The following is a 721-nucleotide window of genomic DNA, read 5'->3' as shown; positions in this document are numbered from 1 at the left end:
CATGGAGCACACCGATCGCGACGGCAATCCGAAGGTCGTCGAGACCTGCACCCTGCCGCTCACCGGGCAGGCCGTCGTCAACCGCATCATCACCGACCTGGCGGTCATCGACGTCGTCGACGGCGGCAAGCTGGTGCTGCGTGAACTCGCCCCCGGCGTCACCGTCGACGACGTGGTCGCCGCCACGGGCGCTCCGCTCGAGATCGCAGTCGGCGAACCCGCCTGATCAGCGTTTCGAAAGTTATTTCCCCACAACATAATCGGAGTCCAGCCATGTCTACCTCTTCAGTCATCGTTGCCGGTGCCCGTACCCCGATGGGCCGTTTGCAGGGCGCGTTGAAGGATTTCTCGGGGTCGGATCTGGGTGGGGTCGCGATCAAGGGGGCACTGGCCAGGGCCGGGGTCGCCCCGGAGCAGGTGGAGTACGTGATCATGGGTCAGGTGCTCACCGCCGGCGCCGGGCAGATCCCGGCCCGGCAGGCCGCGGTCGCGGCGGGCATCCCGATGGATGTGCCGGCGTTGACGGTCAACAAGGTGTGTCTGTCCGGGATCGACGCGATCGCGCTGGCCGATCAGCTGATCCGGGCCGGGGAGTTCGAGATCGTCGTCGCCGGTGGTCAGGAGTCGATGTCGCAGGCGCCGCATCTGCTGGAGAAGTCGCGGGCCGGGTTCAAGTACGGGGATGTGACGCTGCGTGATCACATGGCCTTCGACGGGTTGC

At 66.7% G+C, this 721-nt stretch carries 2 protein-coding genes; both read left to right on the top strand.

The features are described 5' to 3' along the window. On the top strand, nt 1-226 hold a 226-nt coding region (locus I0Q12_RS23740; RefSeq protein ID WP_307846465.1), incomplete at its 5' end, for a CoA-transferase. Nucleotides 227-273: 47 nt separating this feature from the next. Continuing rightward, on the top strand, nt 274-721 hold a 448-nt coding region (locus I0Q12_RS33690), incomplete at its 3' end, for a beta-ketoacyl synthase N-terminal-like domain-containing protein (protein ID WP_269437684.1).

The organism is Rhodococcus sp. CX (genome assembly GCF_015865005.1).
Lineage (GTDB): Bacteria > Actinomycetota > Actinomycetes > Mycobacteriales > Mycobacteriaceae > Rhodococcus.
This window is presented reverse-complemented; position numbering and strand designations above follow the sequence as displayed.